We start from the raw sequence: 14908 nt of genomic DNA, 5'->3' as shown, positions 1-14908 counted from the left end.
GGTCGTCGAGAGGGACGCGATGAGCGTTAGGAAAGGTAAGGTTATGAATCAGACTCACGGTTTTCTATTCAGGACCATGGTGTTGGCCCTTGGCCTAATCCTTGGGGGCTACACGGGAGCCTTAGGGGAAGGCCTCACCACTCAGGCTGTCCACGTCAATGAGCCTCAAAGCCTACGACTAACGGTCGGAGAATCAAAGATTATTGAACGAGAGACGGCCTTTAAGCGTGCGTCGGTTGCCAATCCTAAAGTGGCGGATCAAATTGTGCTTTCCAGTAAGCAAATATATCTGACCGGGATTGAAGTTGGGACGACGACTTTGACCCTCTGGGGGCAAGATGGCCAGGTGGCAAATGTTTTTCAAGTCCAAGTTTCTCCCGATGTGACTCGATTGAAGGAGCAGCTTCATACGATGTTGCCTCATGAACCCGGCATTGAAGTGATGAATAGTCATGAACACATTACTCTTGCTGGCAATGTCACCAATATGGAGTCCTTGGCGAAAGCCTTAACTCTCGCTGAGCCCTATGCTCCGAAAAAAATCATTAATATGATTCAGGTGGGTGGTGTGCAACAGGTGATGATGGAAGTGAAAGTTGCGGAAATGCAGCGCGGGCTGATGAAGCGACTCGGGGTCAATTTTAAACGGGCTCAGAAAAATCACCGTGATTTTTCCATCGGACTCATTAATGATCTGTCCACGGTTGATGCTTTCGAGCCGTTTGCGCATGCACAATCCTCACAAACTACGACCCTGGAATTTCCGAGTGTCCGAACGCTGGCCTCGAATCTGATTTTAGGGTTCGGAATTGGGGATGATTTATGGACCCTCTTTCTAGACCTGCTGAAGGAACATTCTCTCTCAAAAACCTTAGCCGAACCGACCTTGATTGCCGAGAGCGGGCAAGCCGCAGAATTTCTGGTTGGAGGAGAATATCCCATTCCAATTCCGCAGCAACTCGGCCAGGTGACGGTAAAGTTTAAAGAATACGGGGTCGGGTTAAAATTTACCCCCACCGTTCTTTCGGAGGGACGCATCTCCGTGATTGTGAACCCTGAGGTGTCAGAATTAGATTTTGCCAATGGCATTGTCATACAGGGATTTCAGATTCCCGCTCTGACGACCAGACGAGTCAAGACTGTGGTGGAATTGGGGGATGGACAAAGTTTTGCCATTGCGGGTCTTCTCCAGGAAAATATCAAGGAAACGGTTTCAAAATATCCGGTCCTCGGTGATGTTCCGATTTTGGGAGCGTTATTCCGGAGCACCTCATTTCAAAAGAATGAGACCGAACTGATTGTGATTGTGACCCCTCATTTAGTGAAACCTCTGGACATGGCGACGCAGACCTTGCCCACGGATCATTATTTGGAACCCAATGATTTTGAGTTGATGCTGATGGGATATATGGAAGGGGCGTTTCCCGAGTCAGGTGTCGCCAGGCCGAGTGAGGCCTACACTCTTGGATCACCGAGAGTGGTAGGTAGAATGCCTTACCGTAAAGGTGGGATGGAAGGAATGTTTGGCCATCTGGCCCCATAGGAAATTTGATGAAAAAGGAGTATAGCATGCAACGCCAATCAATTGTGACAATGGCCGGTTTGATCGGCCTGCTTCTGGTGGGAGTGGGTGGCTGTGGTGTGTGGCCAGTCATGACCGAGGACCATGGACGACGGCCTCACGCCATGGGGAAAAGTGATCAAGTCTTCTCGCCTTGGGCACCCCAACCTATTCACCTTCATGAAGAGTATGGGTTGCCATATCGACAGGCTCTCGAAAATCAAATCGTGAATCCTGCGTCGGCCAACAATCTTGGTCCTATTCCTGGCTCAGCCGATTCACATGCTCTGCACCAAAGTCTGGCTCGGTATCAGTTGATGTTTGAAAGCCCGCCGTACTCCCCGTTTAAATTGAAGGGTGGTTCCGGCGGTGGCTCATCAAGCGGTGGTTCTTCAGGCGGTAATGCCTCAATTGGGGTCTCTTCGGAGGGATATTAACATGAAGGATAAAAGCTGGAAGCCAAAACGTATAGGCGCGGATTCCTCAGGGGCCTCATCTGATGTGCCAGTCATTGAGCTTTCCATTCGCTCGCAAGAATGTAAGGCGACCCTTGAGAGCATCATTCGGGAAACTGACGGTGTGCAGCTCAAGGACGGTCCGGATCCGGGAGTTCCTGCACTCATGATTATGGAACTTGAAGACACTCCGGAGGATACTTTCTCCCTTATTCGAGAGATGATGAAATTGAATAAAGGGATGGAGATATTCCTGACCGCTGCCAGGCTGGAGTCCAATATTTTATTGGAAGCCATGCGTGCCGGAGCAAAAGAGTTTTTAGCCCAACCACTCCAAAAGCAAGAAGTGAGCGATGCGATAATGCGATTTTTGGATCGGAGCACCGCCCCAGTTCGTCAGGGTGACGGACAACGAGCGGCGGGAAAGGTTCTCGCATTTTTTGGCGGAAAAGGTGGGGTGGGAACGACCAGTATCGCGGTAAATTTGGCTGCTGCTATAAAAAAAGGGCCCAACAACCCGTCCGTGGCACTGGTGGATGTCAACCAGCATGGTGGAGATCTTCCCTTGTATCTCGATTTGCAACCGAACCATAGCTTCCGGGATATCGCGACAGATTTGTCCAGGCTAGACCAGGCATTTCTCATTCGTGTCCTTACCAAAACGGAATTGGGCATTCAGGTGCTCCCGTCGGGGTATGACGATCTCAGCACAGGTCGATTAAGTCCTGATTGTGTGGAGGCAACTCTCCGACTTCTTCAATCCAGTTTTGACTATGTCATCCTGGATTGTGGGCACGTGTTGGATTTGACCACGAAAAAGGCACTGGAGCTTGCGACGTTAATTATGGTGACATCCACGTTGATGGTTCCCGTAGTTCATCGAACGAAGCGGATTCTAGAGTTGTTGCGTGGTTCGGGATTTCCTGCGGAAAAAATCCGGTTGGTAATGAATCGATTTTTATCGGCGGAACAGGACGTGCTGAAAGAGACGGAAGATATTTTGAAACAAAAAGCGTTCTGGCTGCTCCCCAACGATTATCCCTCAGCAAGTCAAGCCGTGAATAGCGGAAAGCCGTTGATCGATGTGGCTCCCCGGTCGGCAGTGGCTCAGTCCTATCGGGATCTGGCTGGTTCCTTTGACGGGCAGGCGAAAAAACCGGCAAGCAAGGGATCGTTAGCAGGATGGTTGAATCCCTTTAAAGGGCGGAATGTTCAATCATCCCCTTCAGGGGCATAATTTATCCCTTTCATGAGATTGAGGAATCTGGTCTATGTACGAAACAAAATGGGATGAAGTGGGTGCGGGAGCGGGCATTGGGGGGTTAAACCTGGGCCCATTGAAGGAACGACTTCATCGTCAGGTGATTGATACCCTTGATTTGGCGGTTGTCGCGAAGTTGGATAATAATCTTCTCAAGGTCGAGCTGACTAAGCTGGTCCAGGAAATGTTGGAGAAGGAATCTGTCCCTCTCAGTATGAAGGAGCGGGAAAGCCTGATTTCGGACATTGAGCATGAAGTTATGGGTTTAGGCCCACTTGAACCGTTGGTGCAAGATCAATCAGTGAACGATATTCTGGTCAACCGGGCCGACCAAATTTACGTGGAACGGGCGGGAAAACTTGAATTGACTGATGTAAAGTTTCGTGATGAAGCCCATCTCCGGAAAATTATTGAAAAAATTGTGTCGGCTGTTGGGCGACGAATTGATGAATCGTCGCCAATGGTTGATGCTCGTTTGTTAGACGGGTCACGCGTGAACGCCATTATTCCGCCGTTGGCATTGAATGGATCTTCTATTTCGATTCGAAAGTTTTCCAAGGATAAGTTGCAGATTTCGGATTTAGTGAACAAACGTTCCCTTACTCCCGAGATCGCAGAACTCCTTCGTGGGATTGTTGAAGCTCGACTGAATATCCTGATCTCGGGAGGAACCGGCTGCGGGAAAACGACCATTCTGAATATTCTGTCTGGATTTATTCCCTCAGACGAACGCATTGTGACGATTGAGGATTCAGCGGAATTACAATTGCGGCAAGAGCATGTGGTCCGGCTCGAAACCCGCCCTCCCAACGTTGAAGGGCGAGGAGAAGTGAGTCAGCGGGAATTAGTCAAAAATTGTTTGCGTATGCGGCCGGATCGAATTGTGATGGGTGAGGTGCGAAGTGGGGAATGTCTCGACATGCTACAAGCCATGAATACAGGGCATGATGGATCTCTGACTACGATTCATGCCAATACCCCACGAGATTGTCTGACGCGGGTGGAGACATTGGTAGCCATGGCCGGGTTGAATCTGGCTACGAAGGCCCTTCGCCATTATATCAGTTCCGCTATCGATGTCATTCTCCAAATGACTCGCTTGTCGGATGGATCCCGGAAAATGACCAGTTTGTCAGAAATTGTGGGTATGGAAGGCGAAACCATTACTCTCCAGGAAATATTCTTGTTTCAACAAACCGGACTGGATGAAGAACGCAAGGTGCATGGGCAATTCAGGGCAACTGGAGTGCGACCGAAATTTGTCGAACGGTTTAAAGCATTAGGCATTTCTTGTGATCCAAATATCTTCGACCCTGAGAAAATTTATGAAGTGTAATAACCACTATTTCAATTGTTCCACTTTCACAAAGGCCTTAGTTGTGATGGTTCGTCTTGTTGATTCGTCATCTTGTTGGGAGGACGTATCATGACCGTGGCCATTAGTATTGGAATATTTCTGTCCATTATTCTGTTTGTGGAGGGAGCCTATTACTGTTACCACCAATATGTGAATCCCCAGAACCGGAATTTTAAGCGGCGCTTGCGTGGGGGATCGGGAAAACCGGGAGATCTTCAGAAAGCAATAGATGCGCCTGGAATTCTTCGAAATCGCAAGATGAGCGACATTCCGTGGATTCAAAGCTTGTTGGGGTCTATGACGACGTTGGGGGGACTGGAAAAATTACTTCAACAGGCCAATAGTCAAATGCCGGTTGGGGTATTTTTCCTCTTATCCGGAGTGCTGGGAGGAGTAGGGTTACTGGTTGCCACTTTTCAAGACTATGGGATGTTTGCTGCCATGGGGCTCAGTCTTGTGGGGATGATGCTTCCATTGCTTCAGATGAAACGGAAGCGGAAACGTCGTTTTAAGGAATTTGAACGGCAATTACCCGAAGCTTTGGATTTAATGGCTCGTGCCCTTCGGGCGGGGCATGCCTTTTCTGTGGGTATGAAGATGATCGGGGATGAATTTCCAGATCCGATTGGTCCTGAGTTTAGTCGAACCGTGGAGGAAATTTCGTTTGGAATCGATGTCCCTCAAGCGATGAACAATTTAAATGGGCGGGTGATCAGTACGGATTTAAAGTTCTTTGTCACGGCCTTAGTCGTTCAACGAGAGACTGGTGGAAATTTAGCGGAAATCATTGAGGCGATTTCTCGACTCATCCGGCAACGATTTGAATTACTTGGTCGAGTCAAAGCGCTTTCGGCTGAAGGCCGGATGTCGGGGATTATTTTATTCTGCATGCCGATTGTGATGAGCATTCTGTTGTGGTTCTTGAATGAAGCCTACATGCGTATTTTGATTGAGGATGAGATGGGTCAAATGATGGCTCTAGGTTCAGGTTTGTTGATGGTCGTGGGAGCCTTTGTGATGAAAAATATGTGTGATATTAAAGTCTAGAGGGATGGCATGATGGATCCATTATTCTTGATCAGTCTTTTGGTGTTTTTTGGGGTTCTCGTTGTCGGCTGGGGTATGTGGAGTTATGTGCAGTCCCAGGAAAAGGTCAAGGACTGGAGTATACGGGCGAAAGGCCAGTCGCTCTCGCAGAGTTCCTCGCAAAAAACTGAAAAGAAAACGAGTTTTAAAGATCAAGGCATGAAGCTGCTTGAGCGATTAGGCCAGGTCAATAAGCCCAAGGATCAAGCTGTCACCACTCGTTTGCGTGCCGCATTGGCAACGGCAGGATATCGAAATCCGCGGGCGATTGTAGTGTTTTTGGGAACCCGGATTTTTCTGGCAATTCTGCTAGGTCTGACCTTTCTCGTTTTTGGTTCAGAAGTGATGCAGGGAAAGGATCCCATGTTTTTCCCCATTGTGCTGATTGGTGTCATGATGGTGGGATTTTATGGTCCCCAACTATGGTTGAGCAGTGCCATCACTAAACGTAAAGAACGTTTAGTGAACGGGTTTCCTGATGCGCTTGATTTAATGGTGGTATGCGTAGAAGCGGGGTTAGGGCTGGACCAAGCCATTTCACGGGTGGGGCAGGAAGTCAAGCAAGGTCATCCCGATCTTGGTGATGAATTTATCTTGTTAAACTTGGAGCTACGTGCCGGTTTAAGTCGGGAACAGGGACTTCGGAATTTGGTCAATCGGACAAACCTCGACGATATTCGCAGTTTGGTAGCCCTGCTGATTCAGACGGATCGATTTGGTACGAGTATTGGCCAGGCGCTTCGAGTCCACTCGGATTCCATGCGGTTAAAACGAAGACTGAAAGCTGAAGAGCGAGGGGCACAGCTTCCAGTAAAACTGATGATTCCTCTTATATTGTTTATTTTTCCAGCATTAATGGTGGTGATCATTGGTCCTGGTGCTATTAGCCTTATGCGAAATTTAATGCCGGCTATGGGAGGGTGAACTCGAAAGAGATCCACGAACAATAGAATCGTTAAACATTTCAAAAGTGTAGAGGAAGACATAACATGGGAGTTTCATTCCACAAAATAACAGAACAAGAAATTCCAACAGCCAATTTGACTGTTTGGTCGATTGCGTTACTGGCGATAAAAGAAACCTTTCAGATGAGGTACACAATGATGAAGGCGAGCCTCCTCGTAACTTTGTTCGTATTGTTCAGCTTGGGTGTCGTTGGGTGTGCCCAAAAAGAACAGTCCATGTTCACCCTACAGGATGAACATTACCAGCAAATCATGGAACGGCAGAAGGCGGGAATCGATTCGGAATCCCAAGCGCCTGTGGATCTCACTCAAGTCATGAAGGGCGAGGAGTATGAAAAACTGGGAGATGCCCATTTGCAGCAAGGCGATTTCAGGACGGCAAAAATTCAATATGAAAAAGTGTTAGAGGCTTCCCCTGAACAGATTCCTGCGCGATACAAGCTGGCGGTGATCTATTTGGAAAAAGGATCTCCTCAGGAAGCCTATAACCAATTTCACCAAATTTTGGATTATGATTTGAATTTCGCACCAGCTTACGAGGGGATGGGGCGAGCCTTGCTGAAGATGGAGAAGGACCAGGAGGCGGAGCAGGAGTTCCAGGCGGCGCTATTGTATGACGGTGAAATGTGGACCTCTCAAAATTACCTTGGCATTGTGGCCGATCGGCGTCATGATCATAAAGAGGCGATCCACCTGTATGAAGTTACCTTGCAAAAAAGGGCAGATGATCCATCGATCTTGAACAATTTGGGTATGGCGTATTACCTCGATAACCAATATGAAGAGGCGGTCAGGACCTTTCAACAAGCGATTCAGGTTGGTGGATCCAATGATAAAATTTCGAATAATTTAGGATTAGCTCTCACCAAACTTGGGCATTTCGATCTAGCCTACGACGCCTATGCCCGAGGAATGGATCCAGCCAAGGCCTATAATAACTTGGGTGTGGCATTTTTGGAGATTGGGAAGTTTGCGCGAGCTTCCCGTTGTTTTGAGAAAGCCATTGAAACCCAACCGACCTTTTATGAAAAGGCCAAAGAGAATCTGTTGCTCAGCAATCGAATGCTGTCGAAATTCCCCATGGTTCAGCAGCAAACATTACTGCGACGGGACCCCGTGTGTGTGTCCTGAGCCATTTAAATCCCCTGGATGGACGCGTTGTGTCAATGCCTTCTGCCCAGATTTGATTGGTCCGCTTGAGTCATTCCCGACAGGGATGATCGGGAGTTTATTGGTTGTGGAAGAAATGGACGTCTTCTGACAATCATTTAGAAAAATCCTTACCTGATTTTTCGTTGACTTACCTTCATGTAGAATTGCCACCGTGGGGAAGGAACCGTCCTCTCGTGGACCTTCCCTTCGTCAAGCTCACCCAATATATGAATTTCAATGATTGGCAATTCTCGCGTTGTGCGAGCTTGTGGGTGAGGCGGTCGGGTAAGCCGTATGTTTTCCTAGTCTGTTCCTTTTTTGAATTTGTCCGTTTCCTAAATTGTTTTCGATACGGACGATGGTTGTTCCCTGCTTCTCAATTATCCTATCATGCATCCAATATCATCTTTTCCTTTAAAATGACTCTCGGTGAGACTGCGGTAGAGAACAACAGGAAATCTATCGGCTAAGCCGAATACGCTGGACTTTGAAATTAAATATTCCCTGCTCTTTGTTCATTCTGTGTGACGGTTTTTTCTTAATACGAGGGTCGAGTAATCTGTCTTTCAGAGGTAATACTCGAGTCAGAGACCCCAGCTATTACGATGAGGATCTCGAGCACGTCAGTGGGTCGTCTCACCCTTGTTTTGAGAAAACATGCATTCAAGAGTTTTTGCCAGGTCGAATATTTTATAAGGTTTGACCAAAATCCCTTGGAATCCATGTTCTTGAAAATCGCACATAATGGGATCGTCTGAATATCCGCTGGTGACAATAGCTTTAATGCGAGGGTCTAATTTTCTAAGATGCTGAATGGCTTTCACCCCTCCCATGGCGCCTGGAATGGTGAGATCGAGGATGACCACTTCAAATTTTTTTCCATCCGCCAGTCCTTTGGAAACAAGGTTGATGGCCGTTTGCCCATCTGGTGCGCTGACCACATCATAGCCGAACTGCGTTAGCGCATCCTCAACCATACGGCGAATGCTGTGTTCGTCATCCATAACCAGGACCCGTCCTCTATAATTTCGGGGAATGGCTGGAATGTTCTCTGTCTCAACTTCTGGCGTGACATGTGCGGATGGTAGAAACAGGGTGAAAATAGTGCCGACTCCGACTTTTGATGTCACGCTGATGTGTCCATGATGTTGCTGGATAATGCTATGGGCGGTGGCTAATCCCAACCCGGAAGCGCCTGGTTTGGTGGTGTAATACGGATCAAAAATGTTTGCCAGTTGGCGTGCCTCAATCCCGTTCCCCTGGTCCTCAAAAGAAATTCGCACATAGTTTCCAGGGATGAGTGCCGGTGAAGGAAGGGCCGAGGAATCATTCAGTCTCACGTTTTCTACTTTGAGGCTCAAGTGACCAGCGTGAGGCATGGCCTGTCTTGCATTGAGAGTAATGTTTTGAAAGACCTGCCGGATTTGACCGGGATCAGCATCAAGAGGCCAAAGGTCATCGGGGATGTCGAAATGACAACTGATTGATGACCCTGATAGGGCAAAAATCGTGCTTTTTCGAAGTAATTCTCCTAACGCGATGGATGTCTTTATCGGCGCTCCGCCCTTGGCAAAGGTCAGAAGTTGTTGGGTCAATTCTTTGGCGCGCAAGCAGGCTTGCTCGGCTTGCTCAAGATTTTGAGTCAAAGGGTCGCTCGAGACCATTCGCAATTTGGCCACAAACACGTTGCCCAATATCGTCGTGAGGATATTATTGAAATCGTGAGCCAGCCCTCCCGCCAAGACCCCCAAGGAATTGAGTTTGCTGATTCGTTGTTGTTCTTCCAGTTGACGGGATTGGTCGGTGATATCCCGGAAGACAATCACGGTGCCCACGAGGTGACCACTATGATCGCGGATCGGTCCTTCTCTAACGGTAATCTTCCGTTGCCGGCCACATTTGGTCAGTAATTGCTGAGGGGCATCCAGCTCAGAAAGGACAAGTGTTCTGGAAGAAAACTGTAAAGACGGCTCAGCATCGTTTTTTTTGCTATCACCGGTCAGACGGAATATTTCTTGGAATGGCCGGTGCAAGGCCTCATGGGTTGTCCATTCGGTGATCTGCTCGGCCAACGGGTTTAAGAAAGAAATCCGTCCTTCTCGATCAGTCGTGATGATGCCTTCCGCAACCGATTGAAGCGTGGTGACCAGATGATCCTTTTCAGCAATGAGGGCCTGCTCGAGGCGTTTCCGGTCGGAAATATCTCGAAGGATAAAGCCGTGATGTGTGTCCATGCCGACTTTCCAACTCGTGGAAGAAATTTCCAAGGGAAAAGATTCGCCGCTTTTCCGTAGGCCGGTGAGCTCCAATGGCTGCTGAAGGGGAAAGGTTGAAGGTCGACCATAACTGATATCTCCCAGTCCTTTCCTGTACATGTCTCGATATCCTTCTTCCAGTAAGGTCACAATCGAATGCCCCAGGACCTCGTCAGGCTGATATCCGAACATTGACTGAGCTGCAGGATTCCAAGAGACAATGGTTCCGTGTAAATCGGCGGAGATGATTCCTTCATGGGCGGAGTCCACCAGAGAGGAAAATTGAGAATGGAGTTCGGTCATGGTCTGGCTGACCCGCACATGATGCGTAATATCCAGGCCATATCCCCGCACGAGACCTTTTTCCTGGAGAGGGGAGAAGGTCCAATCAAAGTGGTGGCCCTCGACAATGACCGTGAGACCTCTGATGGGGGTTATCGTTTTGAGGCATTCTAGCGTGAGCTGTGTCAGGGTGCTTGGAAGCACCATTGGCACGCCGTCTTCCCGAAATCCATAGGTGTCGAGGAGGCGGATCATCGCTGGGTTGGCATAGGCCAGGTGTCCTTGAGCGTCCACTTCCACGATGGGATTTGGGCTTTCTTCTGGCATCGACGCAAGGTGGTGATGTCTTTCGTGTTGCTGGAGTTCCAGGCTGAGATCACGAAAAATAATCAGCGCACCAGAGTGTCGCGGATCTGTCAGTGGCGTGGATTGGAATTCCACCCATCGGGTTTCCCCACTTGGCCGTCGAATCAATAATTGAGGCGTCCATATGGATTTTCCCGTGGTGATCGCTCTGGTGATCGGGCAATGTTCTTCTTGTGTGCCAAGATCAATATAGAGACATTCCGCATATGCATGGAAAGATTGTCCCAGGCATGAGGTTTCGGTTCGATGAAGAATCCTGGCGCCTTCCAGATTTAGGGAAAGAATCTGTCCTTGTGTATTCACGTGGCAGATGCCAATGTGGATGGAGTCCATCAGGGTATGAACAAAGGCTTGGGATGAACGTAATGCCTTCTCTAGTCCTGAAATGTCCATTTGATTGAGTTCTTGAAAAAAATGTTGCCGATCCACTCAGCGATTCCTTCCTGTCATATTGATGACATTGTGTGGACGATACCGAGTCTTACCATAAGGCTTCAAGAATTTTTGACATATCCCATCCTTCCCGAGAAGGGTCCAGGGCTTTTTCAATTGATCGAAAAGGTGTTGTTGGGCTTTGTGCCGCCAGATCAATGATTGCCTGCTCGGGATAGGGTTGGTCCAGGGAGTCCTTAAGTAATTTAATAGTAGGGGTCATTCGGCTATGACTAGAAACCCACACGACTACGGCCTGTTCGCCGGTATTCAGGCGAACCAGGGAACCAATTGGATATACACCTAAGAGTTGGATTAATTGTTGTACAAGATACAGATGGTATTGCCCTTCGACAGCAGCCTGATAGAGTTCGGATAAGGCCCGGGCGGGCGGCACAGGTGGACAGCTGCATCGTCCACTAATTTGCGCGTCATACGTGTCGGCAATGCTCAGTATTTGGGTGAGTTCCGAAATCTGAAGCCCTCGTAATCCTTTGGGGTAGCCTGATCCGTCAAGCCGTTCATGGTGTTCCAAGACCATCCGTTTCGACTCGTCAGGGATATCCGGGAATTGTTTAAGAATAGCCACGCCTATTTCGCAATGCGCGTGCATCAGTTTCTGCTCTTGCGGTGTGAAGCGCTCCACCTTTCGGATCATATTCAATGGGAGGCGAAGTTGTCCGACGTCGTGGAGAAGGGCGGCTAGTCCAACGAGTTTTAATTGCGTCGGATCGCAGCCGTGTTCGTGTCCGATTGCCATGGCTAACATGCCCGTATCTACCCCATGTGAGGCCAGGTTGGGATCGAAGCGACGCATTTGAATCAGCGACACCATGGCGGCCTGATGGTCTAAAATCCCATCAAGTAGGATGCTGACCACACCTCGGACTTCTTGGACGTGCTGGGGAGTGGGTGCTTCCATCTGATGGAAAAATACCTCCATGGTGGAGATCGCTTCTGCGCGAAGGAGACGCGCGGCTTCAATATCTTCCGGATTGGGTCCTGAGCCAACCCCAGGGGATGTTAACGGGGTTGTGGGAGAAAGGTCCTGATCCTCTGAGGTGTGCTGACCGCCACTCGTCTTGGCAATATCGCATCCTTTTTCGGTGTCGATCTGGACCTCCTTAATTCCGTAATTGCGCAATAAGGCAATTTCATCCTCTCGTTTGATCGTCCATTTGTGGCGGAGAAACGGGGTTTTAAACCATGATCGGTCCATGCCGGTGATATACATCCCAGGCCTCAGGTCCTGAATAGAAATACGTTTAATCATGGTGCAAGGTTGGACAAAGGGGGATAAAAAACGCACCAGATGAGATCTGAGATATAAAGATGGGTATCAACCAGCCGGGGGCTGGATAGAATTGTGTCAATGGTAACCATATTCCCGAAAAAGGGCAAGAAGATGTCAGGGCCGAGCCAGCCCGCTAAAGGCTGGACTGAAGTGGTTGACGCAAGATCGAAACGAGGAGCAATTTTGGAGTAAAACATGGGAAGGATTAGGAGGAGCGTTTGAGAATTCGATTAATGCGGCCGGCAATTTCCGTCGCTTCCTTCTGGTGATCTCCCGCCAATAGGAGGGCATGGTAGTTTTGCAGGGTTGAGAGTAATTGCGGGTCCGAAAGTCCCCAGGACTTTTCACGAAGGGCCAGGGCTCGTTTAAGAAGTGGGCGGGCCATCTCTAATTGGTTTTTCTGCTGATACAACGAGGCGAGTGCGGCTAAAGGATCGGCCATCCGAAGGTGTTCAGCACCCAACGATTGAGCCAGCAAGGGTAAGGCTTCCCAATAATAGGCTTCGGCCAGACTCTCTTCTCCTTCTAGCCGGGCGACCTCTCCCAACTGAAAAATTACCAGCGCATATCGTTCATCGGTCGGCCCATGTTCGCGAACGGATGGTAACAGACCATGAAGCAGGTCTTTGGCTTCTTGAAATTGTCCACGGGTGATATTCGCATGGACCTGCTCCCATTGCCGATCCCATTCGGAAGATGTCGGGCATCCGGTAAGCAAAGAAATGAGGCCTGCAAGCAGCCACCATAAAAATAATGTTCGGTGTGCGGGGTGTTTCATAAATGTCGGAGAGGAGTCTTCACGCCTGACTGGGGAGCCAAGTAAGTGAAGAACCAACGCGTGTTAAAAGTTGAGAGCCATGATGGGAAAATCCTGTGGTTTTCTGGACATTTTCTGTCACTCTTTGTAGGGTATCCAGGTGCAAGGCCTGTGACGGATATGAAGATGATCAACCAAGTATTGCGATATTGCCAGGATGACGTGTGGAAGGAGGATGTCAATGCGCTAACCGGTTTTCGACAGTTCGGCGTTAAGTTTTTGCGTCTGGCATTGGTGGCGGTCGCCGAATTTCAGCAAAGTGCCCTGAGTATTCGAGCCACCAGTTTGGTCTACACCACTCTCCTCTCCCTGGTTCCGTTTTTAGCAGTCACCTTTTCCGTCCTCAAAGCCTTTGGCATTCATCAAAAAATCCAACCGATTCTGGCGCAAGCGTTGGATCCGCTTGGGCCCAAAGGAGTTGAGATTACCACGAATATCATCCAGTTTGTCGATAATATGAAAGTCGGGGTCTTGGGAGCTGTGGGCATTGCGGGACTGTTCTATACGACGTATTCGCTGATCGAAAAAATTGAAGAGGCTCTGAATTCCATTTGGAGGGTTGAAACAGGTCGCCCGTTAGCCAGAAGGGTCACCGATTATTTAAGTGTCGTACTTGTGGGCCCGGTGTTGGTCTTTACGGCCTTTGGACTCACGGCTTCGGCTCAAAGTCATTGGCTTGTTCAAAAAATTCTGGCAGTCCAGCCGCTGGGCCATCTGATGGTTGTGCTCACTAATCTGCTGCCCTTCTTGTTTATGTGCCTCGTGTTTACATTTATTTACAAATTTTTGCCCTATACAAACGTCAAATTAAACTCAGCCCTTGTTGGAGGAGTGACAGCCAGTCTGCTCTGGCAAGTGGCCGGATTGGCGTTTGCATCATTTGTCGTAGGGACAGGACGATATAGCGCCATCTATTCCGGGTTTGCTGTGCTTATCCTCTTTCTCATTTGGCTCTATGTCGGATGGCTCATTGTATTGGCGGGAGCCCAAGTCGCCTATTATCACCAACATCCATCCGCGTATTTGCTGCACTTAAGTCGAAAGAAACAGACCCCACTTTTTCGAGAATATCTCACGCTGTCATTGCTAACGCATATTACTCGCCGGTTTTTATTGGGGAAGCCGCCTCTTAGGGCAGAGCAGTTAGCCCGCGCGCAAGGTGTGCCTCTGACCTTGGTGGAGTCGCTCATCGATGATCTGGTGAAAGGGCAGATGGTGGTGAAAGGGGATGATCCCAAAGGATTGGTGTTGGCGCAGGCACCGGAAAACATTCAGGTTGTCGAGGTGTTACGAGTGGTGCAGCATCAACCCCATAGCGGATCCCAAGCTTTTTCAGTGGGATCCGATAATATTAGTCGGGTGCTCATGCACCGGGATGCGGCGGTGGAGGCCGCCTTAGAAGGCATGACATTGCGGGATTTATTGCGACGTCAATCTGAAATCGTTGAAGAAGAGGTCAGAACCGACCATCCCGAGACCCAAGGTTCTGGTGGAGCTTTTCACCCTGAGTCGGAGTGTGGGCATTCTGTTTCTCCAGACTATCTCCAAGAAACCAGACAGACTGATCCTTCTGTTGTTGGAAAAGGGCCGGCACGGTAATCAGCGTATGCTGAAAAGGGGAAGTA

At 49.0% G+C, this 14908-nt stretch carries 11 protein-coding genes; 8 read left to right on the top strand and 3 right to left on the bottom strand.

The genetic code is table 11. From position 1 onward, the window contains the following. Positions 1-43: 43 nt before the first annotated feature. The 7 genes from ACWHYD_RS16230 to ACWHYD_RS16200 all read left to right on the top strand — a co-directional run bounded on the left by ACWHYD_RS16230 (position 44) and on the right by ACWHYD_RS16200 (position 7816). On the top strand, positions 44-1543 hold the full coding sequence (locus ACWHYD_RS16230; RefSeq protein ID WP_447963068.1) for a type II and III secretion system protein family protein: 1500 nt from the start codon (positions 44-46) through the stop codon (positions 1541-1543). Positions 1544-1569: 26 nt separating this feature from the next. Then, positions 1570-1998 carry a hypothetical protein gene (locus ACWHYD_RS16225; RefSeq protein ID WP_447963067.1) on the top strand — a complete coding sequence of 143 codons (429 nt, stop codon included), beginning with the start codon at positions 1570-1572 and terminating at the stop codon, positions 1996-1998. 1 nt (position 1999) lies between these two features. Continuing rightward, positions 2000-3253, top strand: a complete 1254-nt coding sequence (locus ACWHYD_RS16220) for an AAA family ATPase (protein ID WP_447963066.1) — start codon at positions 2000-2002, stop codon at positions 3251-3253. Positions 3254-3287: 34 nt separating this feature from the next. Further along, the gene (locus tag ACWHYD_RS16215) at positions 3288-4613 is read left to right on the top strand and encodes a CpaF family protein (protein ID WP_447963065.1); all 1326 of its coding nucleotides are present in this window, start codon (positions 3288-3290) and stop codon (positions 4611-4613) included. A gap of 90 nt (positions 4614-4703) precedes the next feature. Continuing rightward, the gene (locus ACWHYD_RS16210) at positions 4704-5681 is read left to right on the top strand and encodes a type II secretion system F family protein (protein WP_447963064.1); all 978 of its coding nucleotides are present in this window, start codon (positions 4704-4706) and stop codon (positions 5679-5681) included. Between the two features lie 9 nt (positions 5682-5690). Next, on the top strand, positions 5691-6644 hold the full coding sequence (locus tag ACWHYD_RS16205) for a type II secretion system F family protein (protein ID WP_447963063.1): 954 nt from the start codon (positions 5691-5693) through the stop codon (positions 6642-6644). Between the two features lie 65 nt (positions 6645-6709). Next, entirely contained in the window at positions 6710-7816 is a 1107-nt protein-coding gene (locus ACWHYD_RS16200) for a tetratricopeptide repeat protein (RefSeq protein WP_447963062.1), read from the top strand. Positions 7817-8460: 644 nt separating this feature from the next. On the opposite strand, the gene ACWHYD_RS16195 is transcribed toward ACWHYD_RS16200, so the two are convergent. The 3 genes from ACWHYD_RS16195 to ACWHYD_RS16185 all read right to left on the bottom strand — a co-directional run bounded on the left by ACWHYD_RS16195 (position 8461) and on the right by ACWHYD_RS16185 (position 13244). Beyond that, the gene (locus ACWHYD_RS16195) at positions 8461-11169 is read right to left on the bottom strand and encodes a PAS domain S-box protein (protein ID WP_447963061.1); all 2709 of its coding nucleotides are present in this window, start codon (positions 11167-11169) and stop codon (positions 8461-8463) included. A 52-nt stretch (positions 11170-11221) separates the two neighbouring features. Next, on the bottom strand, positions 11222-12445 hold the full coding sequence (locus tag ACWHYD_RS16190) for an HD-GYP domain-containing protein (RefSeq protein ID WP_447963060.1): 1224 nt from the start codon (positions 12443-12445) through the stop codon (positions 11222-11224). Between the two features lie 226 nt (positions 12446-12671). Then, the gene (locus tag ACWHYD_RS16185; RefSeq protein WP_447963059.1) at positions 12672-13244 is read right to left on the bottom strand and encodes a tetratricopeptide repeat protein; all 573 of its coding nucleotides are present in this window, start codon (positions 13242-13244) and stop codon (positions 12672-12674) included. A 45-nt stretch (positions 13245-13289) separates the two neighbouring features. Between ACWHYD_RS16185 and ACWHYD_RS16180 the strand changes: the two genes are divergently transcribed. Continuing rightward, positions 13290-14882, top strand: a complete 1593-nt coding sequence (locus ACWHYD_RS16180) for a YhjD/YihY/BrkB family envelope integrity protein (RefSeq protein WP_447963058.1) — start codon at positions 13290-13292, stop codon at positions 14880-14882. The last annotated feature ends 26 nt before the right edge of the window (positions 14883-14908 follow it).

This window comes from Nitrospira sp. Ecomares 2.1 (assembly GCF_965152585.1).
This window is presented reverse-complemented; position numbering and strand designations above follow the sequence as displayed.

Coding starts and splice junctions, on each gene's coding strand:
- ACWHYD_RS16230 (WP_447963068.1), top strand. CDS start 44: ATGAATCAGACTCACGGTTTTCTATTCAGGACCATGGTGTTGGCCCTT.
- ACWHYD_RS16225 (WP_447963067.1), top strand. CDS start 1,570: ATGCAACGCCAATCAATTGTGACAATGGCCGGTTTGATCGGCCTGCTT.
- ACWHYD_RS16220 (WP_447963066.1), top strand. CDS start 2,000: ATGAAGGATAAAAGCTGGAAGCCAAAACGTATAGGCGCGGATTCCTCA.
- ACWHYD_RS16215 (WP_447963065.1), top strand. CDS start 3,288: ATGTACGAAACAAAATGGGATGAAGTGGGTGCGGGAGCGGGCATTGGG.
- ACWHYD_RS16210 (WP_447963064.1), top strand. CDS start 4,704: ATGACCGTGGCCATTAGTATTGGAATATTTCTGTCCATTATTCTGTTT.
- ACWHYD_RS16205 (WP_447963063.1), top strand. CDS start 5,691: ATGATGGATCCATTATTCTTGATCAGTCTTTTGGTGTTTTTTGGGGTT.
- ACWHYD_RS16200 (WP_447963062.1), top strand. CDS start 6,710: ATGGGAGTTTCATTCCACAAAATAACAGAACAAGAAATTCCAACAGCC.
- ACWHYD_RS16190 (WP_447963060.1), bottom strand. CDS start 12,445: ATGATTAAACGTATTTCTATTCAGGACCTGAGGCCTGGGATGTATATC.
- ACWHYD_RS16185 (WP_447963059.1), bottom strand. CDS start 13,244: ATGAAACACCCCGCACACCGAACATTATTTTTATGGTGGCTGCTTGCA.